Below are 20,668 nucleotides of genomic sequence, written 5' to 3'. Positions count from 1 at the left end.
GGCGCCCATCGCGCCCACCGCGAGCGGTGAGCCGGTCAGTTCCTTGATCTGGAGCGGCAGCGCGATCAGCGCCATCACGCTGCCGAGGTAGGTGACCAGACCCTGCACCCACAGGAGGCGGAAGTCGCGGGAGGAGCGCCAGGGCGTGAGGTCGGGGAGCACTGCGGCGAGCTTGGCGTGCATGGTCAGCGGTTCCCGGCCGACTCCGACACGAGGGTGGCTTCCGTGTCCCCGGTCGTCGCGTGATGGCGTCCCATCGGCAGGACGAGGGGCTTGCCCGAGACCGGGTCCTCGATGACGCGGCTGTCCATGCCGTAGACGGCCCGGACCGTGTCCTCGGTCATCACCTCCTCGGGCGTTCCAGCGGCGTGCAGCCGTCCGGCGGCCAGGGCGACGAGCCGGTCCGCGTAGCGGGCGGCCAGGTTGAGGTCGTGCAGGACCATGACGATCGTGGTGCCGCGGGTCCGGTTCAGGTCGGTCAGCAGGTCGAGGACCTCGATCTGGTGGCTGATGTCGAGGAATGTGGTGGGCTCGTCGAGCAGCAGCAGGTCGGTCTGCTGCGCCAGCGCCATCGCGATCCACACGCGTTGGCGCTGGCCGCCGGAGAGTTCGTCGACCGCCCGGTCCACCAGTTCCGTCGTGTGGGTGGCCTCCAGCGCGGCGGCGACCGCGGCGTCGTCCTGGGCCGTCCAGCGGGAGAAGGCCCGCTGGTGGGGGTGGCGGCCCCGGCCGACCAGGTCGAGGACGGTGATGCCCTCGGGGGTGACCGGTGACTGCGGCAACAGCCCGAGGATGCGGGCGAGTTCCTTGGCCGGGGTGCGGTGAACCTCCTTGCCGTCCAGGACGACCCGGCCGGTGCGCGGGACGAGCAGCCGGGACATCGAGCGCAGCAGCGTCGACTTGCCGCAGGCGTTGGCGCCGACGATCACCGTGATGCGCCCGGCCGCGAGGGTTAGGTCCAGGCCCTCGATGACGGCGCGGTCACCGTAGCCGAGTGTGAGGTCCTCGGTGGCGAGGGTGTGGGACGTGGTCACAGTGAGCCTCCGGCCCGGTTGGTGCGGACGATCAGGTAGACGAGGTAGGGGGCCCCGAGGACGCCGGTGACGACGCCCACGGGATAACGGGTGTCGAAGGCGTACTGGCCGGTGAAGTCGGCGACCAGGACGAGCAGGGAGCCGACCAGGCCGGCCGGCACCAGCAGGGAGCCGCCGGTTCCGGTGAGCCGGGCGGCGATCGGCCCGGAGAGGAACGCGACGAAGGCGATCGGTCCAGCCGCCGCTGTGGCGAACGCGATCAGCCCGACGGCGGCGACGATCACGGTGACGCGGGTGCGTTCGACACGGACGCCGAGCGCGGAGGCCGTGTCGTCACCCAGGCTCAGTGCGCTCAGGTTGCGGCCCTCGAACAGCAGCACCGGGCCAAGCGCCAGCACGGCCAGGACGGTAGGCGCGGTCTCCTCCCAGGTGGTGCCGTTGAGGCTGCCGGTGAGCCAGCGCATCGCCGCCTGGAGGTCCCACTCACCGGCCCGGGACAGGACGTAGGAGGTGCCGCTGTCGAGCAGGGCGGCGATGCCGATGCCGATCAGGATGAGCCGGGTGCCGGCGACCCCGTCGCGGAACGCCAGGACGTACACCAGCAGCGCCACCCCGAGCGCGGCGGCGATCGCCAGCGCGGACACCTGGGTCTCGCTCAGCGAGAAGGTGACGATGGCGATGGCCGCCGCCGCGCTCGCCCCCGCGCTGATGCCGATGATGTCGGGGCTGGTGAGCGGGTTGCGGAGCATCGTCTGGAAGGCGACGCCGGCCATGCCGAAGCTGAATCCAGCGGTCAGGGCGAGCACCGCGCGCGGCAGCCGCAGCGTGCCGACGGTGAAGGAGGCGCCCGGCACCTGCTCGCCCATAATCACGCGCAGCACGTCGGAGGCCGGGGAGAAGGTGTGCCCGGCCATGAGCGTGGTGGCGAACGCGGCGCCGACGAGGACCAGCAGGGCGCAGACGATCAGCCGTCGCCGGTACGCGCGGCGGACCCGCGTGCGGGTGACCGCGCGCAGTGTGGGCGGGGCAGTAACGACGGGGGCGTTCACAGTGATCTGACCTTCTGCCGGCGGACGATGTGGATGAAGAAGGGGGCGCCGACGAACGCAGTCACGATGCCCACCTCGATCTCGGACGGCCGGGCCACGACCCGCCCCACCACATCAGCGACCGTGAGCAGGGCGGCGCCGCTCAGCGCGGAGAACGGCAGCAGCCAACGGTGGTCCACGCCCACCAGCAGCCGGCAGGCGTGCGGTACGACGAGTCCGACAAAAGCGATCGGGCCGGCGACGGCGGTGGACGCGCCGCACAGCATGACCGCGCCGAGCGCGGCGCCGGCCCGCACGAGGGCCACCCGCTCACCGAGTCCGGCGGCCAGCTCGTCGCCCAGGGCGAGGGAGTTGAGGGCGCGGGCGGAGGCCAGGCAGACGAGGAAGCCAACGGCGAGGAACGGCAGGACACTGCCGAGCTGCGCGTGGGTGGCACCGCCGACGCCGCCGATCTGCCACAGCCGGAAGGTGTCGGAGATGTCGTTGCGCGGCAGGACGACGGCACTGACCAGTGAGGCGAGCGCGGCCGAGATGGCCGCCCCGGCGAGGGCCAGCTTCAGCGGGGTGGCGCCGCCTCGGCCCAGCGAGCCGACGGCGTACACGAACCCTGCGGTCACGGCCGCTCCGGTCATCGCCGCCCAGATGTATCCAGACACCGACGCCAGGCCGAAGTGGGCGATGCCGGTGACCACGGCGAGCGAGGCGCCCATGTTGACGCCGAGGATGCCGGGGTCGGCCAGCGGGTTACGGGTGACGCCCTGCATGACCGCGCCGGACAGGCCCAGGGCGGCGCCCACGGCGACGGCGAGGAGGGTGCGCGGTACGCGGTTGGCGACCGCTGCCTCCTCCAAGGTGGCCTCCGCTCCGCCGAGCGCCGCCCAGACGTCGGCCCAGGCGACGTCGCGGGAGCCGAAGGCGAGGGAGGCCGTCATGGCGGCGAGCAGGACCGCGGCGACAACGAGGAGCCAGGTGACGCGCACGCGCGCCGGACGCCGCAGCGGGGCGGTGTCCGGCGCGGGCGGGGTCTCGGTGACGGTCACGCTGCCTTGTCCGCGGCCTCGGCGAGCGCCTTCACGTAGTCCTCCAGGACGTACGGGATGGACAGCGGGGTCGGGTTGGCGGCGGTGGCCAGCGGGGTGCTGCCGGGCAGCAGGTAGACGGAGTCCCGCTCGACGGCGGCCAACTTGGAGGTGAGCGGGTCCTTCTTGAGGGCCTTCAGCAGCTCGCCCTTGTCGTCCCCGTAGCCGGTGATGATGTCGACGTCGTTGAAGTCGTCGATGTGCTCGGCGCTCTTGGTGAGGACGAACTTCTTCGTCGCCCCGGACGGTCCGGAGACGCTGGCGGGGATCTTCAGGCCGAGGTCGGTGAAGAAGTGCGTGCGGGTGTCGTGGGTGGTGTAGAAGCCGACCTGGCTGACGTTCTTGGACGACACGTGCGTCATGAACATCGCCGTCTTCCCCTTGAGCTGGGGGTACTTCGCGGCGGTCTTCTCGATCTGCCTCTCGAGGTCGGCGATCAGTTCGTCGCCCTCGTCGGCCAATCCGATGGCCTTGCTGTTGAGGCGGATGATGTCGCGCCATGGGGTCGCCCAGGCGGCCTCGGGGTAGGCCACGACGGGGGCGATCTGGCTGAGGGTCTCGTAGTCCTGCTCCGTCAATCCGGAGTACGAGGCGAGGATGACGTCGGGCTTGGTGTCGGCGACGGCCTCGAAGTCGATGCCGTCGGTCTCGTCGAACAGCACCGGGGTCTTGGCGTTCAATTCCTTGAGCCGCTTCTCGACCCAGGGCAGCACGCCGTCGCCATCGTCGTCGCCGAAGTTGGCCCTGGCCATGCCGACGGGGACGACGCCGAGGGCGAGCGGCACCTCGTCGTTGGCCCAGTTCACGGTGGCGACGCGCTGGGGCTTGGAGGGAATCTCGGTAACCCCGAGCGCGTGCTTGATCGTCACGGGGAACTGGCCAGCGCCATCGGCGCCGGCGGAGCTGCTGTCGTCCTTGTCTGCGGACCCGCCGCCGCAGGCGGTAAGTCCGAACAGGAGGGCCGCCGCGAGGGCGAGCGCACGCAGGCGTGGAGTTCTCATCGACCCGGTTTCGCTTTCAGTCGGGGTGCCGGGACTCGCACGTCCGGACCGCGGACTGTGGGTCGTGGAGCAGGGCACCGGACTTGCTATGGCAAGTTAGGTAAGGCTTACCTGCACAGCGTATGGAGCGAAGGCGCGCTGATCAATCGAGCCTTTTCGACAGCCCTTGTAGCGATCGGGACATGCGGGCAGATGGCTCCGGCGCAGGGAAGGCGTCCGCACCGACGTTCTCAGCGCGCCCGGAACCTGCCGGGCGTCATGCCGGTCGTCCGCCGGAAGGCCGCGCCGAAGGCGCTCGCCGAGCGGTAGCCGACCCCGTCGGCTACCACGTCGACCTCACATCCAAGGGAGAGGAGCTGTACGGCGTGCTGGGCCCGGACCGAGGCAACCCAGCGGGCGAAACTCGTGCCCGTCTCGGCACGGAAGGCGCGGGTCAGCGTGCGCGCGCTGCAGCCGAGGGCGGCGGCCCAGCCCGCCAGTGTCCGCTGGTCCGCCGGGTCGGCTCGGACCCCGTCCACGATCGGCCGCAGCAACGAGGACGTGGGCAGCTGCACCAGCAGCGCCCGGGGCGACGGCCGCAGGACGTCGAGCACCATCGCCTCGGTCACAGCCCGGGAGCTCGGCGGCAGTTCCGCCTCCTCGAGCCGCTCCAGGAGCAGCTGGAGCAGCGGGGTGATCTCCACGGCCACCGGCACGTCGGGCAGCGCCGACTCCGTGCCGTGCCGGAAGAAGTGGGCGCGGTAGGAGGTGCCCGCGACCGCGGAGGCGGAGTGCAGCTGCCCGGCCGGCATCCACAGTCCCAGCGTCGGTGTGATGCACCACACCTGGGAGCCGACCACGGCGGTGGACGTGCCGTGCTCGTTCCAGAGGAGCTCGTGCCACGGGTGCGAGTGCTCGTTCCACGCGGTATCGGCGTCGACGACCTCCTCATACCCCTGAATCACGAAGGGCACGTCCACCTCGCCGGCGGCGAGCGTCGGCAGGTCCCTGGTGACACGCATGCGCCCAGGCTAACCGGAGCCGGATCTCCACGGCCGCGCGTCCCGCCTCGGACCAGCTCTGGATCGCGGCGCCGGAGGGAGGCGGATCTGCCCCGGCCGCCAGGGCGAGCGGTCCGCTGCCGACCGCGATGTCCGGCGCCGACGGAGTACGGATCCCCCGGCGGCCTCCACCACCCTCCGGACGTGGACCCTCGCCCACCGGCCCCGACGACCGGGCTGTCTGCCCGGGCGGGCCGCAACGGGCTCAGGGCGCCAGCCGGGCGAGCGCGGCCGCGGTGAGGGAGGTGACGCCGGTGTCCAGGGCGGGCTGGAGCACGGAGGGGAAGCGAGGGCTGTGGTTGACCGGGACGTCTTGGGCGACGGCGCCCTTCCTCAGGGCGTCCTTATACAGGGCGGTGCCGCCGATGCACCAGTAGGCGTACGGAACGCTGAACGCTACGGGAGGTGCTGTCACGTTGTTGGGTGGGTAGGTGTCTGATGGTGCGTCGTGGTGTGGTGGAGCCCGGTTCCGGGTTGTGCTCAGGCCGTGGTGGAGGGGCCGGCGGCGCCGGTGATCTGCTCCCAGATCGCAAAGCGGACGGTCATTTCGGCTCGGTAGTCGTGTGCGGACAGCCGGTGGCGGCGGGGCCGGAAGTGGGGTGAGATGCCGCTGAATGCGGACAGGAACCGCTGGGCTGCACCGGTGTCGCGGAAGCCTTTCATCGCCCGTTCACGCTGCCTGATGGGCTGGTGGCTGTTCTCCGCTGAGGTTGATCCCCGGGTGTGGACACCGGGTTTCACGCGACGAGTGACAGCGTAGGTGACGTGGTCAGTTGCTGTTCGAATTCGGTTGGAGTGAGGTAGCCGAGCGCGGAGTGCCGACGGCGCCGGTTGTAGTACGACAGCCGGCGGAACAGCTCGAGCCGCGTCTGTGCCTTCGAGGTCCAGTTCCTCCCGTGGAGCAATTCGCGTTTGAGGCCTTGGAAGAACGACTCGGCGAGGGCATTGTCATCGCTCGAGCCGACGCGTCCCATGCTGCGGCGGATCCCGTGCAGGCGGCGCACCTCGGCGAAGGCGGCCGCACCGTATGGGACGCCCCTGTCGGTGTGGAAGACAGCGCCGTTCACCCGGCCGCCGCGGGCGGCCACGGCCGTCTCGATCGCGTCGGTGACCAGTGAGGTGCGCATGTGATCGGCGATCGACCGGCCCACCACCCTCCTCGAGCAGATGACGATCACCGTGGCGAGGTAGAGCCAGGGCGTCCCGGCGGCTATGCAGGTGATGTCGCCACACCACCTGGTGTTCAGCGTGTCCGCGGTGAAGTCGCGCATGACCAGGTCCGGCGCGGGCGGCGCCGTGTGGTCAGCGATCGTCGTCCGCTTCTTCTTCCGCAGGTGCCGCCCGACGATGTGGTTGATCCGCATCAGACGGGTGACGCGCTTGTGGTTGATCCTCCATCCCCTCGCCCGCAGTTCAGCATGGACACGCGGAGCGCCGTAGGCACCATGGTGTTCGGCGTGAATGGCGCGGATCTCGCTCACGGTCCGCTTCTCCTCGGCCTGGCGTTCGGCACGGGTCTGCTCGCTGGCCAGATGCCGGTAGTAGTCGGCGCGGTTGGCGGAGATGAAGTCCCAGCGGTGAGGGATCACTTCACCTCCCGAGCAAAATGGGCCGCTGCCCGGCACAGGATCTCGCGTTCCAGCTGCCACTCCTTCTCCGCTTTCAGCAGCCGGGCGTTCTCCGCCCGCAGTCGGGCCGGTTCCTCCGCCTCGCTCCCGCCCGCGTCACGGCGTCCGGGCACGGCTCCGTGGTGATGCCGAGATCTGCGGCCACTGCCGCGTACGTCCGCTTCCCGGTCGCGGCGCGGTAGAGCGCGACGGCGTCCTTCCTGAACTCCTCCGGATACGGAGACTTGCGTCCCACCTGGACATCCCTCCCTGGACCATCAAGATCCATTGTCAGGGTGTCCACACCAAAGGATCAGCCTCACTGGCGCTGGTGCACCTGCGCAAGAACGAGACGCTGCCCCGGCTCGCGACGGGGTTCGGGATCTCCACCGCAACCGCCTGGCGGTACGTGGACGAGACCCTCGAGGTCCTGGCCTCCTGGGCGCCCGGCCTGCAGGAGGCCCTCGTCGGCCTGGGCAAAGGAGACCTCGTCATCGTCGACGGCACGCTCATCCCCATCGACCCCATCGCCGCCTACGAGCCGTACTACTCCCAGAAACACCGCAAGCACGGCATGAACGTGCAGGTCATCGCCCGTCCCGACGGCACACCACCCTGGTTCCCCCGCGCGACACCCGGCCGCACACATGACCTGACCGCAGCCCGTGCCCACGGCATCGTCCAGGTCTGCCTGACCCGGCAGATCCTCGTCCTCGCCGACCGCGCCTACCAGGGCGCCGGCGCCACCTTCCGCACCCCCTACTACCACCACGGCGAACAACCCGAGCACTGCCAGCAGTTCAACCGCGACCACGCCCGACTCCGGTCACCTGGCGAACGAGCCTTTGCCCAACTCAAGACGTGGAGGCTGCTGCGGCGGGCCCGCTGTTCCACCCGCCGCATCGGCACGGCAGTCCAAGCCGTCCACACCCTGCTGACCTGCACATATTCAGGATGAAAACGGTTCAGTGAGCTTCTTCAGCACGGCCACCGATCGGGTGACGTTGATGGTGCCGGTTCGGACCAGCCCGGAGGCATCCGTCCTGCTCGCCGACATCGTCAACACTCAACTGTCCCTCACTCGCAGGGGTGGCGACTGAAGAAGCTCAGTAAGAGGGCATCTGATCTATGTAGCTGATAGTTAGGGATGGTTTTGTGACTGCTGGCGTTGGCGGTCGTTGGGCAAGGTGTGAGTGTTCGTCGTCCGTACCGCAGTGATGTCTCCGACGCCCGCTGGGCCTTGATCGAACCCGTCTTCGCCGCCTGGCGAGCCAGGCGAACCGGGCCCGGCACGGCGGCCCGGGTGCACGAACTGCGGGAGATCGTCAACGCGATCCTCTATGTCAACCGCACCGGCATCCCGTGGGAATACCTGCCCCACGACTTCCCGCCGTACAAGACCGTCTATGACCACTACGCCAAGTGGGAAGCCGACGGCACCACCCAGCAGGTCCACGACCTGCTCCGGGACAGGACCCGCCGATCCCACGGCCGCAGCCCTCAGCCGACCGCGGCCGTAATCGACGCGCAGAGCGTGAAGACCTCGGCAAACGTGGCCGAGACCAGCCAGGGCATCGACGCCGGCAAGAAGATCAAAGGACGCAAGCGGCACGTGATCACCGACACGCTCGGCCTGGTCCTGGCCGTGCTGGTCACCGCCGCGAACGTGCACGACACCACCGGCGGCAAGCTCCTGCTCGACGACCTGGCCGCCGCCCACCCCACCGTGTCGAAGGTCTGGGCCGACGGCGGCTACCAGAGCAGCATCCTCAACCACGGCGCCGGCCTGGGGATCAATGTGGAAGTCGTGCAGCGGCCACAGACGAAAGGGTTCGAACCGCTACCGAAACGGTGGGCGATCGAGCGGACCTTCGGCTGGCTGATGCAGCACCGCCGCCTGGCACGGGACTACGAAGCCCTGCCGCAGCGATCAAGGGCAATGATCCACTGGGCGATGGCTAACAAAATGTCCCGCGAGCTCACGGGAGAATCTACGCCAACGTGGCGAATCTAAACGGACATGGACGTCAGAACGGTGCGAACGTTGATCAGATGCCCTCTAAGTCAAATCGAACGGACAACGGTGAATCAGACGCTCACTCACAGCGTGGCTACGCGCCCCCTGACCTGATCCAGTCCTGACCGCTACTCGGACCGTGCCGAGGGCACCATCGGCGGCCCGCCGCATCATGAGCAGCAGTACAGTGTCGCTGGTCTCTCATCACCGCTGTGTCGTCACCAGAGTTCCGCGACCGTCTCGGGGTCCCGAGCCCTCGGAGCAGTACAACCCGTCCAAAGGCGAACCCGCCCGGCCGTGGCGGGCCCGGCGGCGGGGCGAGGGCGCGCTCCTACTCGGGCTCGGCCTGCGACGCGGCGAAGTGCGCGTCCAGCAGGGCGAGTACGGCCGTCGGCTGTTCACTCAGGAAAAAGTGTCCGCCGGGGAAGACCTCCAGGTCGAAGCCAGCCGAGGTGTGGGCATGCCATTCCCGGGCCTCGTCGAGCGGGGTTCTGGGGTCGGTGTCCCCCACCAGGACGGTGACCGGGCAATTCAGCACCGCCCCGGCCCCGGGGTCACACCGGTAGGTCTCCACCGCGTGGAGGTCGCTGCGCAGCGCAGGCAGTGCCATGCGGAGGATTTCCTCGTCCTCCAGCAGCCGCGCGTCGGTGCCGTTCATCTCCGCCATCGCGGCCAGGAGGTCGTCGTCGGGAAGGATGTGCAGCCTTTCCGGCCGCACCACCGCAGGGCCCACGCGCCCGGAGACGAAGAGCCGTTCGATCTTCAGTCCCGAGCGTTCAATGCGACAGGCCACTTCGAAGGCGAGGAGAGCGCCCATGCTGTGGCCGAAGAAGGTCAGCGGCAGATCGTCCTGGCCCTGGAGCGCGGCGAAAACCGCGTCGGCCAGTTCACCGAGGTCCTCGACGCACGGCTCGGCCCTGCGGTCCTGGCGCCCGGGGTACTGCACCGCCATCACGTCCACCCGGTCCCGGAGCTCGCTGGAGACCGGGAAGTAGAAGCTCGCCGAACCGCCGGCGTGAGGAAAGCAGACGAGACGGGCCGTCGCGTCCGGGGAGGGATGAAAACGACGGCACCAAAGACCACTGTCCGCGGGAAAGAGAACCATGTCGCCCAGTTTCACCCTTCACGATTGCGCCCGGCTCCGGAGTGCCGGCTGATTCAAGTCCGACCGATGATTCCGTCAGCCTGTCATACCCTTCGGGACATCAGCAACGGCTCACGGCTCCACTGGTCAATGATGGCCTGTTTTCATAGGTTGTGCGGCACTGCGGAATTTCCGTTTCAGCTTCGTGCCACGCTATTCGCTGTTACGGTCGTGAACGGGTTTTCCATCCAGCGCACCGCCAAGAGAAGAGGGTTGCCTTCATGGCCCATCAGATCGGCTCCACCGACATCCTCCTCGCCTATGTCAGGGACGTCTCCCTTCGCGACGACGAGGTCCTGAGCGGCCTCCGGGAGGAGACAGCGCAGCTGCCTGGTGGTTCGACCATGCAGGTCATGGCGGAGGAAGGCCAGTTACTGGCGCTGCTGGTCCGGCTGACCGGAGCGCGGTCGGTGCTGGAGATCGGCACCTTCACCGGTTACAGCACCCTGTGCATGGCCCGCGCGCTGCCTGCTGACGGCAGAATCGTGACATGCGATATCGCCGACCGGTGGCCCGAAATCGGTGCCGCGTACTGGAAACGGGACGGCGTCGAGGACCGGATCGAGTCGCGCACCGGAGACGCCATGGACATTCTGGGCGAGTTGCTGACGGAGCGGGGTTCCGGAGCGTTCGACCTGGTATTCATCGATGCCGACAAGATAAACTACCGCGCCTATTACGAGAAGTCACTCACCCTTACCAGAAGTGGCGGCCTTCTGGTCATCGACAACACGCTCTTCTTCGGGCGCGTCGCGGACCCCGAATTCGACGACGCCGACACCGTGGCCATTCGTCAGCTCAATGCGGCGCTCGTCTCGGACGAGCGTGTGGACATATCCCTTCTACCGATGGCGGACGGCGTCACTCTGGCTCGCAAGCGCTGAGCGATTTCAGGACGGGGCGCCCCGGTGCGCGGGCCCGCGCACCGGGGCGCCCCGTCCTGTCGGGGTCAGGCCAGTGCGACCGCGTTCACCTTGATCGTCGTCGACGCCGGGCGGGGCTCGGGCCGCAGGTGCAGGCGCTGCAGGTCCTCGGTCGTCGCCTGCGGGAGGGCGGCGGCGCAGGAACACGGCTCGCCGTCCTGGAATCCCGCGAAACGGTAGGCGATCTCCATCATGCGGTTGCGGTCGGTGGGTCTGAAGTCCGCCACCAGATGAGCGTCCGCGCGAGCCGCCTCGCCGATGAGCCAGTTGAGGATGGTCGCGCCCGCGCCGAACGACACCACACGGCACGAGGTGGCGAGCAGTTTGAGGTGCCATACATCCGGGCGACGCTCCAGGAGGAGGACTCCGACCGCGCCGTGCGGGCCGAAGCGGTCCGTGAGCGTGACGACGAGGACCGCGTGGCCGGGATCGGTGAGCAGCCGGCGCAGGTCGGCGTCGGAGTAATGCACCCCGGTGGCGTTCATCTGGCTGGTGCGCAGGGTGAGTTCCTCTACGCGCGACAGCTCCTCGTCGGTGGCGCGGCCGATGCGCATGTCCAGCGACAGGGAACGCAGGAAGTCCTCGTCCGGCCCGGTCGCCTCGGCGCGGGCGGCCTCACGCCGGAAGCCCGCCTGGTACATCTGGCGTCGTCGCCGGGAGTCCACTGTCCGCAGGGCCGGTGTGAACTCCGGGCGCACGGGCAGGGATTCGGCGGCTCCAGCCTCGTAGCAGCGGACCTCGGGCAGGTGGTAGGTGACCTCGGCCCGTTCGGTGGGCTGGTCGTCGATGAAGGCGATGGTGGTCAGGGCGAAGCCCAGGGTGTCGGCGATCCGGCGCACGGAGTCCGACTTGGGTCCCCAGCCGATCTGCGGCAGGACGAAGTACTCGGCGACGCCGAGTTTCTCCAGTCGGGCCCACGCCGTTTCGTGGTCGTTCTTGCTGGCGACGGACTGGAGGATGCCGCGGGAGTCCAGCTCCACGACGACGTCGCGGATCGCGTCCGGCAGCGTCACCTCGTCGTCCTCCAGCAGGGTGCCCCGCCACAGGGTGTTGTCGAGGTCCCAGACCAGGCATTTCAGTACGGGGGCGGTGGTCGTCACTCCGGTTCCCTTCACACAGTGTTCCCGAGGACGTGCCGGGCCAGCATCAACTGGCACATCTCATTGCTGCCTTCGATGATTTCCATCAGCTTGGCGTCGCGGTGGGCGCGGGCCACCAGGTGCCCGTCCTGCGCTCCGGCGGAGGCCAGGACCTGCACGGCGGTGGCCGCGCCGCGAGCCGCGTTGCCCGCGCTGACGTGCTTGGCCAGGACCGTGGCCACGACCTGTTCCGGTGAGCCGTCGTCCCAGCAGTGCGAGGCGTGCTCGCAGACCCGGGTGGCGGTCTGCTCGGCGGCGAACAGCTCGGCGAGATGGCGGGCGACGAGCTGGTGTTCGCCCAGCGGGACACCGAACTGCTCACGGGTGGCGGCGTGCCGGGCGGCGGCCGTCAGACAGCCGCGCAGGATTCCGACGCACCCCCAGGCCACGGACATGCGGCCGTAGGCGAGGGCGGTGGTGACCAGCAGCGGCAACGGCAGCGACGAGCCGCCGAGTACGTGCGTGGCAGGGACCCGCACGGCGTCGAGGGCGATGTCGGCGTGACCGGCTGCGCGGCAGCCCAGTGGATCCGCGACACGTGTGACGCGGACGCCGGGGGTGTCCGCGGGGACGACGACAGCCACCGCCCCGTCCGCGCCTTCCGCCCCCGCGTCGTCGTCCTCGTACCTGCCGAACAGGACGAGAAGGTCCGCGTAGTGCGCGGCGGTCACCCAGACCTTGTGTCCGTCGAGGACGACCGCGTCGCCGTCGCGGCGCACCTGGGTCGTCATGGCGGACAGATCGCTTCCGGCGCCGCGTTCGCTGAACCCCGCCGCCGCGAGGGCGCCGCCGGTGAGCCGGGGCAGGAACGCCGTCCGCTGCTCTTCGGTGCCGAGGCGCTCGATGGTCCAGGCAGCCATGCCCTGCGAGGTCAGCACGGAGCGCACCGAGCTGCACAGGCTGCCGACGTGTGCGGTGAACGCGCCGCCGGCCGCGCTGGTCAGGCCCCGACCGCCGTACGCGGCCGGCACCTGGGCACAGAGCCATCCGGCGGCGCCCAGGTCTCGTAACAGGCCGACGGGGAGCAGCCCCGCACGGTCCCAGGCGTCGGCCGCACCGGCCACGAGGGCGGTGACGGCGACGGCTGCCTCCTCCGGCGAGGCCGCCGCCCCGAGGGCGGTCGGCTCGCCGGGGACGGTCACCGTGTCCGGGAGGGCCTTCCCGACGGGGGCGGTCACCGCCCCCGAGTCGGCCGCCCCACCCGGCGCGGTGACTTCGCCCCGGACCTTCGCCTCGCCGGAGGGCGGCGCTTCGGTCAGCAGCCGGTCAGGCACCGGTTCCTCCGGCGGACGTCGTCCGGAGCCGGTCCACGAGTTCCGTCATCGACTCGACCGTACGGAAGTTGTCCAGCCGCAGATCGGCGCCTCGGACGGAGACCGCGAAGGCCTTCTCCAGATGGACGACGAGTTCCATCGCGAACAGCGAGGAGAGCCCGCCGGAGGCGAAGAGGTCGGTGTCGGTCTCCCAGGCGCGTTTGGTGCGCGCCTCCAGGAAGCGCAGGATCTCCTTCTCGGTGGCCTCGGTGTCGAAGTCGCTCATCAGTTCTCCTCCTGGTACGCGTAGAATCCGCGGCCGGTCTTGCGACCGAGTTCGCCCTGCCGGACCTTGTCGAGCAGCAGGTCGCAGGGGCGGCAGCCCTCGTCTCCGGTGCGCTGGTGCAGTACGCGCAGCGAGTCCACCAGGTTGTCGATGCCGATCAGGTCGGCGGTGCGCAGCGGGCCGGTGGGGTGGCCGAGGCAGCCCTCCATGAGCGCGTCGACGGCCTCGGCGCTCGCGGTGCCCTCCTGCACGACCCGGGCCGCGTCGTTGATCATCGGGTGCAGGACGCGGCTGGTGACGAAGCCGGGAGCGTCCCGCACGACGACCTGTTCACGGGCCAGGGCGGTGAGCAGGGCGCCGACCGCGGTCATGGTCCGGTCGCCGGTCCGGGCTCCCCGTATGACCTCGACGGTAGGGATGAGGTAGGGCGGGTTCATGAAGTGCGTGCCGACGACGTCCTCGGCGCGCTCCGCGTGTCCGGCGAGTTCGTCGATAGGGATGGACGAGGTGTTCGAGATCAGTGGGGTGCCGGGGCGCACCCGGGCCGAGACGTCGGCGAGGGCCTTGGCCTTCAGCTCGGTGACCTCGGTGATGGCCTCGATGACAGCGGTGACATCGCCGACGCCGTCGGTGGTGGTGGCCGCTTCCAGGGCTCCGGTGCCGGTGGTGGCCGGCAGGGTGCCCAGGAGTTGCGCCATGCGCAGCTCGCGGTCGATGTCGTCGTGGGCCCGGCCGAGTCGCTCCTCGTCGGTGTCGACGAGGAGGACGGGTATGCCGTGTCCGAGGGCGAGGGCGGTGATGCCCGCCCCCATGACTCCGGCACCGAGTACGGCGATCCGGTGGGGGCCGGCGATGGTGTGCGGATCTGGGGCGGTGTGCGGCGCTCGTGTCATGCGCCTCTCCTGGGTGCTGGATGGATGTCAGAGGATGGTGGTGCGTCAGGGGGCCAGGATGGTGCCGAGCCAGTCGGCGACGGCCTGTGCCGTGGTGCCGACGTGCTCTTCCATGAGGGAGAAGTGGTCGCCCGGCACGTCGACGACGCTCTGGGCGGTCGGCCAGGTGGCGCGCCAGTCGCCCGCACGGGGTGCCGGCGTGCCGAGGGGATCGCGGGCGCGGACGAGGAGCGTGGGCGCCCGCACCGCGGGCGGTGTCCAGGTGTCGAGGAGGCGGAAGTAGCGGCCCATGGCGGTGAGCCGGGTGTCGTCCATGGGGGCGGCCCGTTTCTCGCGAGCGAACATTCCGCCGATCAGGACGTCGTTGAACTGGGTCATCCCTTCGTTGTCCGAGAGGTAGGTGTCGAGCAGCACCACCGCTGCCGGGCCCGCGCCCAGTTCCTCCAGGCGGGCGGCGACTCCGTGCGCGAGGGTGCCGCCGGAGGAGGAGCCCATCAGGACGAGGGGCCGCTCGCCCAGTTCCGCGCGCAGGGTCTGTGCCTGGAAGTCGAGGAGTGCGGACATCTCGGCCGGGACGGGTTCGCCCGGCAGGAACCCGGGGGCCGAGAGGGCGGTGACGCCGTAGCGGCCGGCGAACCGCGCGGCGAAGCGCGCGTACTGGTGGGCGCCGCCCAGCGCGACGACGGAGCCGAAGCAGACCAGTTCCGGTTGCGGGGTGCTGTCGTCGCCGCACAGGCGCAGCAGTTCGGGCTTGGCCTCGGCGGCCAGGAGCTCGTCGCCGGTGCGGAAGTCCGAGCGCAGGGCGGCGGCGTGCTTCAGCAGGACGATGCCCTCGTCGACCCGGCCCATCTCGCAGGCCTGCCGGAACAGGGCGCTGACGGGGCCGGGGGCCGGGGATCGCCCGGCCGTGGGTTCGTCGACGTCACCCGGGGTCGGCACGGCCAGTTCGGTGAGCATCACTTCGACGAGGCGGGCCGGGGTGCCGCTGTCGAGGACCGCGGTGGGGCGCAGGCACAGGCCACTGCGGGCGGCGAGCCGGTTGCGCAGCTCGACCGCGGTCAGTGAGTCGAAGCCGACGGAGAGGAACGCGTCCTGCGCGCCGAGGGCTTCGGACGTGGTGTGTCCGAGTACCTCGGCGGCCTGGCCCAGGACGAGGTCGAGGAGGATCCGCCCGTGCTGGTCCGGTTCGGCGGTCGCGAGGCGTTGGCGCAGCGACGTGCCGTCGGCCGCGGTTCGAGGTTCGGCCGGCGCCTTGACGAGGGAGCGCAGGAGCGGCGGCACCTCCTGGCCCCGGAAGGTGGCGAGATCAAGGTGGACGGGGACGAGAACGGCACCGTCGGAACCGGAAAGGGCGAGCGCGCCGTCGAACAGCGCCATGCCCTCCGCCGCCGACAGGCCGCGCACACCGCCCCGGCGCATGCGCCGTAGGTCGGTGTCGGACAGGCCGGCGGTCAGGCCGCTGCGGTGCTCCCACAGGCCCCAGGCCAGTGAGGTGGCGGGCAGGCCGAGGCGGTGCCGTTCGGTCATGAGGGCGTCGAGTGCGGCGTTGGCCGCCGCGTAGGTGGACTGACCGGGGCTGCCGAGGACTCCGGCGGCCGAGGAGTAGACGACGAACGCCGTCAGGTCCGCGTCCCGGGTGAGAGTGTGCAGATGATGGGCCCCGTCCACCTTGGGCCGCAGCACGGCGCTCAGCCGCTCGGCGGTCTGTGCCTGGAGCAGGCCGTCGTCGAGGACGCCCGCGGTGTGGACGACGGCGCGCAGCGGGTGCTCGGCCGGTATCCCGGCCAGGGCGCGGGCGACGGCCGCGCGGTCCGCGACGTCGCAGGCCGCGACAGTGACGTCGGCGCCCGACTCCCGCAGACTGTTGGTCAGTTCCGCCGTGCCAGGGCCGGCGGCGCCCCTGCGGCCGAGCAGCAGCAGGTGGCGTACGCCGTGCCGGGTGACGAGGTGACGGGCGAGGATGCCCGCGAGGATGCCGCCTCCGCCGGTGAGCAGGACGGTGCCGGCCGGGTCGAGGACGTCCTCTGCGCTCCCGGCGGGCGGCGCGGTGCGGACCAGCCTGGGCACGTACAACGCGCCATTGCACAAAGCCAGTTGAGGCTCCCCGGTGGCGAGTACCGCGGGCAGGGCGCCGGGCGTCGCGGCCGGGTCGTCGGTGTCCAGCAGGATGAACCGGCCGGGGTGTTCGAGCTGGGCCGAGCGGAGCAGTCCCCAGACGGCGGCGGAGGCGGCGTCCACAGGCCCGGGGCCGGGTCCGGGCCCGGCGGCGCCCCGGGTGAGGACGACCAGCGGTACGGCGGCGGTCGCGGGGTCCGCGAGCCAGGCGCGCAACCGGTCCAGGACTGTGGCGGTGACGGTGTGCACCGCCTCGGGTGTGCCGGGGCCGGCCGGCGGTGAGCAGAGCAGCACGGCGGCGTCCGCGCCGTCCAACGCGCGAGCCGCGGCGGCGAATCGCTCCGGCAGCAGGCGGGCGTCGCGCGCGCCGAGTACCGCCCAGCCGCTGCGGGCGGGTGGCTCGGGAGGCTGTTCCGCGCGGATCCAGTCCACGCGGTACAGCGAGCGGTCCGCGGCGCGCAGTCCGTCGTATGAGGCCGTGCGCAGGGCCAGCGACCCTATGTCCGCGACGAGCCGGCCGTCCTCGGCGGTGAGGCGTACGCTCACCGAGTCGGTACCGTCGGGGCGCAGGGACACGCGCAGGGTCCGTTCCGCGGTCGGGTTGAGCGTGACCCGGCTCCAGGAGAACGGGAGCGGCACGCCGTCCCCTGTCGTGTCCACGGCACGCAGGCCGGCCGTCTGGAGGGCCGCGTCCAGCAGCGCGGGGTGCACGGCGAAGGCGTCCGTCACACAGTCGGGCAGGGCCACCTCGGCGAAGAGGTCGTCCCCGTGGCTCCACGCGGCGCGCAGCCCCTGGAAGGCGGGGCCGTACTCGACTCCTCTGGACTCCATGGCGCCGTACAGGTCGTCGACGCTCAGCCGCCGGGCACCCTCGGGCGGCCAGGGTGTGGACGCGGCGGGCGCCTGGGGCTTCGCCGCGCCGGGTGCGAGGTGGCCGCTCGCGTGCCGGGTCCAGTCCTGGTCCGGCGCGTCCTCGGGCCGGGAGTGGAAGGCGACCGCGCGCCGTCCCCGCTCGTCCTCGGGATCCACGGTGAGCCGCAGGTGGACGCCGGTGGACTCGGCCGGCGAGGGCAGGGTCAGCGGCGCGGCGAGGGTCAGTTCCTCGACCTGTGCCCGATCGAAGAGGCGGCCGGCGTGGGCCGCCATCTCCAGGAGGGCCACGCCGGGCAGCAGGACGGTACCCGAGACTGCGTGGTCGGCCAGCCACGGCCGGTCGGTCGTCGACAGCCGCCCGGTGAAGAGGGTGCCGCCGCCGGGCAGGTCGACCGCGGCGCCGAGCAGCGGGTGGCCGGGATCGCGCTGGCCGACCGAGGCCGGGTCGCCGCCGGGAGCGGGCGCGTCGAGCCAGTAGCGCCGCCTCTGGAAGGCGTATGTGGGCAGGTCGACGCGGCGTGCCCCGGCTCCCTCGTACGCGGGGCGCCAGTCGACCGGGAGACCGGCCGCGAACGCCTCGCCCAGGGCGAGCAGCAGCCGCCGCCGTCCGCCCTCGTCGCGGCGCAGGGTACCGATCACCTCCACGTCGTCCAGGCGGGCGTCGGCCGCCGTGTCCGCGATGCCGTAGGTGAGCGTGGGGTGCGGGCTGACCTCGACGAACGTGCGGTGGCCCGCGTCGAGCAGCCGGCGCACCGCAGCGTGGAAGCGCACGGGCTCGCGCAGGTTGCGGTACCAGTATCCGGCGGTGACGCCGTCGGCGGTCAGCCAGTCGGCGTCGACGGCGGAGAGCAGCGGCACCTCGGGCGGGCGCGGGTCGAGATCGGCGAGCGCGGTGCGCAGTTCCTCCCGCACGGCGTCGACGGCGCCGGAGTGCGAGGCGTAGTCGACCGGGATGTTCCAGGCCATGACGCCTTGTTCCGACAGGTCCGCGACGAGGCCGCGGACGGCCGCGGACGGGCCCGCGACGACCACGACGCGCGGGCCGTTGACCGCCGCGACCGTCGCCTCGGAGCCGCGCTCGGCCAGGAGCCTCTCGGCCTCCTGTCCGGACATCATCAAGGTGGCCATGCCACCCCCGCCGGTAACCCCGGCCAGGGCGCGGCTGCGCAGGGCCGCGACACGGGCGGCGTCCTCCAGGGTGAGGGCGCCGGCGACACACGCCGCGGCGACCTCGCCCTGGCTGTGGCCCACGACCGCAGCGGGCTCGACGCCGTGGGCGCGCCACACGGCCGCGAGGGAGACCATCACGGCGAACAACGCGGGCTGCAGGACCTCCACCCGGTCCAGGGCCGGTGCGCCGGGCTCGCCGCGCAGCGCCGCGCGCGGCGACCAGTCGAGGTGGGGGGCGAGGGCCCGCTCGCAGTCGGCCATGCGGGCGGCGAACACCGGTGACGTGTCGAGGAGTCCGGTGGCCATGCCCGGCCACTGCGCGCCGAGCCCGGGGAAGACGAACACCGCCTTGCGGCCGCCGCGCGGGGCGGAGCCGGTGACGCCGTCGGCGGGGAACTCACCGCGCGCCAGTGCGCCGAGGCCGTCGAGGAGTCCGGAGCGTTCGGTACCCACGACGACGGCACGGTCGGTGAACCGGGAGCGGCCGGTGGCCAGGGAGAGACCGATGTCGGCGGGGCGGAGCTCCGGGTGGGCCAGGAGGTGGGCGTGCAGGGCGGCGGCCTGTCCGCGCAGCGCCGCCGCGCCCCTGGCGGACAGCGGCCAGGCGACGGGACCGTCGTGCTCGGCGTGCTCCGGGTGTTCCTCGCGCTCGTCCGCCGGTGGCTCCTCGGGGGCCTGTTCCAGGACGACGTGGGCATTGGTGCCGCTGGCTCCGAAGGAGGAGATACCGGCGCGGCGCGGGCGGCCCGTGGCGGGCCACGGTGTCGCGGAGGTGAGCAGGGAGACGGCGCCTTCGGTCCAGTCGACCTGCGGGGTGGGCCGGTCGATGTGCAGGGTGCGCGGCAGCAGGCCGTGGCGGAGGGCGAGGACCGTCTTGATGACGCCGCCGACTCCGGCGGCGGCCTGGGTGTGCGTGAGGTTCGACTTGAGAGAGCCGACCCGCAACGGCCGCTCCGCGGGGCGTTGTTGCCCGTACGTGGCGAGCAGGGCCTGGGCCTCGATGGGGTCGCCGAGCACGGTGCCGGTGCCGTGTGCCTCGACGGCGTCGACCTCGGCCGGGGTGAGCCGGGCGTTGTCCAGGGCCTGGCGGATGACGCGTTCCTGGGCGGGGCCGTTGGGCGCGGTCAGTCCGTTGCTCGCGCCGTCCTGGTTGACGGCGGAACCGCGGACGAGCGCGAGGACCGGGTGGCCGTTGCGGCGGGCGTCCGACAGGCGCTCCAACAGGACCATGCCGGCGCCTTCGCCGAAACCCGCGCCGTCGGCGGCGGCGGAGAAGGACTTGCAGCGGCCGTCCGGCGCGAGGCCGCGCTGCCTGCTGAATCCGACGAAGAAGCCGGGCGTCGCCATCACGGTCACTCCGCCGGCGAGGGCCAGGGTGGCGTCGCCCGCCCGCAGGGCCTGGCAGGCCAGGTGGAGGGCGACGAGCGAGGAGGAGCAGGCGGTGTCCAGGGTGACCGCGGGCCCCTCCAGGCCGAGGGTGTAGGCGACGCGGCCGGAGACGACGCTGGCGATGGAGCCGGTGCCGAGGAAGCCCTCCAGTTCCTCGGGCACCCGGGCGAGGCGGGAGCCGTACTCGCTGTAGATGACGCCCGCGTAGACGCCGGTGCGACTGCCCTTGAGGGTGAGGGGGTCGATGCCCGCACGTTCGACGGCCTCCCAGGACACCTCCAGGAGGAGGCGCTGCTGCGGGTCCATGGCGAGGGCCTCGCGGGGGGAGATCCCGAAGAAGGAGGGGTCGAACGCGCAGGCGTCGTGGAGGAATCCGCCTTCGCGCGTGTACGAGGTTCCCGGGGCGTCCGGGTCGTCGTCGTAGACGCCGTCGAGGTCCCAGCCCCGGTCGGTGGGGAAACCGGTGACGGCGTCCCGTTCCTTGACGAGCAGCTCCCACAGGTCTTCGGGGGAACTGACGCCCCCGGGGAAGCGGCAGCTCATCGCCACCACCGCGACGGGTTCGCCGGCGCCTTCGGCCTCGGCGGCCAGCCTGCTGTTCTCCTGGCGCAGGCACCGGTTGTCGAGGAGGGAGGCCCGCAGTGCCTCGACCACTC

At 71.3% G+C, this 20,668-nt stretch carries 13 protein-coding genes and 4 pseudogenes; 3 read left to right on the top strand and 14 right to left on the bottom strand.

Translation table 11 applies throughout. From position 1 onward, the window contains the following. The 8 genes and pseudogenes from ADK41_RS31480 to ADK41_RS31440 all read right to left on the bottom strand — a co-directional run. A pseudogene (locus ADK41_RS31480) lies at window positions 1–183 on the bottom strand (MFS transporter); the annotation flags it as partial. A gap of 2 nt (window positions 184–185) precedes the next feature. Next, on the bottom strand, window positions 186–1,034 hold the full coding sequence (locus ADK41_RS31475) for an ABC transporter ATP-binding protein (RefSeq protein ID WP_030836840.1): 849 nt from the start codon (window positions 1,032–1,034) through the stop codon (window positions 186–188). Then, window positions 1,031–2,083, bottom strand: a complete 1,053-nt coding sequence (locus tag ADK41_RS31470) for a FecCD family ABC transporter permease (protein WP_030836837.1) — start codon at window positions 2,081–2,083, stop codon at window positions 1,031–1,033. The genes ADK41_RS31475 and ADK41_RS31470 overlap by 4 nt, the downstream gene beginning before the upstream one ends. After that, window positions 2,080–3,123 carry a FecCD family ABC transporter permease gene (locus ADK41_RS31465; RefSeq protein WP_030836834.1) on the bottom strand — a complete coding sequence of 348 codons (1,044 nt, stop codon included), beginning with the start codon at window positions 3,121–3,123 and terminating at the stop codon, window positions 2,080–2,082. Before ADK41_RS31465 ends, ADK41_RS31470 begins: the two co-directional genes overlap by 4 nt. Further along, window positions 3,120–4,163 carry an iron-siderophore ABC transporter substrate-binding protein gene (locus ADK41_RS42600; RefSeq protein WP_030836831.1) on the bottom strand — a complete coding sequence of 348 codons (1,044 nt, stop codon included), beginning with the start codon at window positions 4,161–4,163 and terminating at the stop codon, window positions 3,120–3,122. Before ADK41_RS42600 ends, ADK41_RS31465 begins: the two co-directional genes overlap by 4 nt. 230 nt (window positions 4,164–4,393) lie before the next feature. After that, window positions 4,394–5,164: a helix-turn-helix transcriptional regulator gene (locus ADK41_RS31455; RefSeq protein ID WP_030836828.1), complete on the bottom strand. Its 771-nt coding sequence runs from the start codon at window positions 5,162–5,164 to the stop codon at window positions 4,394–4,396. 519 nt (window positions 5,165–5,683) lie between these two features. After that, window positions 5,684–5,959, bottom strand: a pseudogene (locus ADK41_RS31445) (IS6 family transposase); the annotation flags it as partial. Next, window positions 5,941–7,066: pseudogene (locus ADK41_RS31440) on the bottom strand (IS3 family transposase). The pseudogenes ADK41_RS31445 and ADK41_RS31440, both read right to left, overlap by 19 nt. A 60-nt stretch (window positions 7,067–7,126) precedes the next feature. On the opposite strand from ADK41_RS31440, the pseudogene ADK41_RS31430 reads away from it, so the two are divergent. Together ADK41_RS31430 and ADK41_RS31425 are read left to right on the top strand one after the other, a co-directional pair. Beyond that, window positions 7,127–7,768, top strand: a pseudogene (locus tag ADK41_RS31430) (IS5/IS1182 family transposase); the annotation flags it as partial. Window positions 7,769–7,999: 231 nt separating this feature from the next. Beyond that, on the top strand, window positions 8,000–8,824 hold the full coding sequence (locus tag ADK41_RS31425) for an IS5 family transposase (RefSeq protein ID WP_030836815.1): 825 nt from the start codon (window positions 8,000–8,002) through the stop codon (window positions 8,822–8,824). Between the two features lie 334 nt (window positions 8,825–9,158). Here ADK41_RS31425 and ADK41_RS31420 read toward each other — a convergent pair whose 3' ends face one another. Beyond that, complete coding sequence (locus tag ADK41_RS31420) at window positions 9,159–9,932, bottom strand: thioesterase II family protein (protein WP_030836813.1); 774 nt, start codon at window positions 9,930–9,932, stop codon at window positions 9,159–9,161. Window positions 9,933–10,192: 260 nt separating this feature from the next. Here ADK41_RS31420 and ADK41_RS31415 point away from each other — a divergent pair, with 260 nt between their 5' ends. Next, the gene (locus ADK41_RS31415) at window positions 10,193–10,855 is read left to right on the top strand and encodes an O-methyltransferase (RefSeq protein ID WP_053670329.1); all 663 of its coding nucleotides are present in this window, start codon (window positions 10,193–10,195) and stop codon (window positions 10,853–10,855) included. Between the two features lie 65 nt (window positions 10,856–10,920). On the opposite strand, the gene ADK41_RS31410 is transcribed toward ADK41_RS31415, so the two are convergent. The 5 genes from ADK41_RS31410 to ADK41_RS31390 all read right to left on the bottom strand — a co-directional run bounded on the left by ADK41_RS31410 (window position 10,921) and on the right by ADK41_RS31390 (window position 20,666). After that, window positions 10,921–11,994, bottom strand: coding sequence for an HAD-IIIC family phosphatase (locus tag ADK41_RS31410; protein ID WP_234319182.1), 1,074 nt, complete (start codon window positions 11,992–11,994; stop codon window positions 10,921–10,923). An 11-nt stretch (window positions 11,995–12,005) separates the two neighbouring features. Next, window positions 12,006–13,097, bottom strand: coding sequence for an acyl-CoA dehydrogenase family protein (locus tag ADK41_RS31405; protein ID WP_037805327.1), 1,092 nt, complete (start codon window positions 13,095–13,097; stop codon window positions 12,006–12,008). 202 nt (window positions 13,098–13,299) lie between these two features. Continuing rightward, on the bottom strand, window positions 13,300–13,572 hold the full coding sequence (locus ADK41_RS31400) for an acyl carrier protein (protein ID WP_030836802.1): 273 nt from the start codon (window positions 13,570–13,572) through the stop codon (window positions 13,300–13,302). After that, on the bottom strand, window positions 13,572–14,465 hold the full coding sequence (locus ADK41_RS31395) for a 3-hydroxyacyl-CoA dehydrogenase family protein (RefSeq protein WP_030836793.1): 894 nt from the start codon (window positions 14,463–14,465) through the stop codon (window positions 13,572–13,574). The genes ADK41_RS31400 and ADK41_RS31395 overlap by 1 nt, the downstream gene beginning before the upstream one ends. Before the next feature lie 45 nt (window positions 14,466–14,510). Next, on the bottom strand, window positions 14,511–20,666 hold the full coding sequence (locus ADK41_RS31390; protein ID WP_420706790.1) for a type I polyketide synthase: 6,156 nt from the start codon (window positions 20,664–20,666) through the stop codon (window positions 14,511–14,513). Window positions 20,667–20,668: the final 2 nt, after the last annotated feature.

Source organism: Streptomyces caelestis (assembly GCF_001279005.1).
In the GTDB taxonomy this organism is placed as follows: domain Bacteria; phylum Actinomycetota; class Actinomycetes; order Streptomycetales; family Streptomycetaceae; genus Streptomyces; species Streptomyces heliomycini.
Note: the sequence above shows the minus strand (reverse complement) of the source record. Positions and strands in the feature narration are given on the sequence as shown.